The sequence below is a fragment of the Gilvimarinus sp. 1_MG-2023 genome (assembly GCF_030548285.1).
Map to the genome: position 1 here is coordinate 1 of NZ_JAUOSC010000523.1, position 333 is coordinate 333.

Below are 333 nucleotides of genomic sequence, written 5' to 3' on the forward strand. Positions count from 1 at the left end.
GTCGGTAATCAGGTCAATCAGGTGCTGGATATCGCGGTCAACAACCTTGATGAAATCGCCCCGGTCATTACTTCGGGCAGCAGCGTGAGTGTGGATGAAAATACCGCCATTGACTCTGTGATTCATACGGTCACCGCCGATGATTCCGGGGATATCTCCGGTGGCGTGACTTTCTCGCTCTCGGGCGACGATGCCGCACTGTTCAGCATCGATGCCAGCACCGGCGACGTCAGCCTCAACACCATACTGGATGCTGAAACCCGCACTGACTACTCATTGATCATCACTGTGACGGATGCGGCGGGTAACTACAGCAGTCAGGCTGTCGCCCTG

1 protein-coding gene is annotated in these 333 nt (G+C 55.9%); it reads left to right on the plus strand.

Features of this window, described 5'->3' with window-relative positions; genetic code table 11:
* Positions 1-333: cadherin repeat domain-containing protein (locus Q4563_RS17915; RefSeq protein ID WP_303605462.1), on the plus strand; the 333-nt coding region annotated here is incomplete at both ends.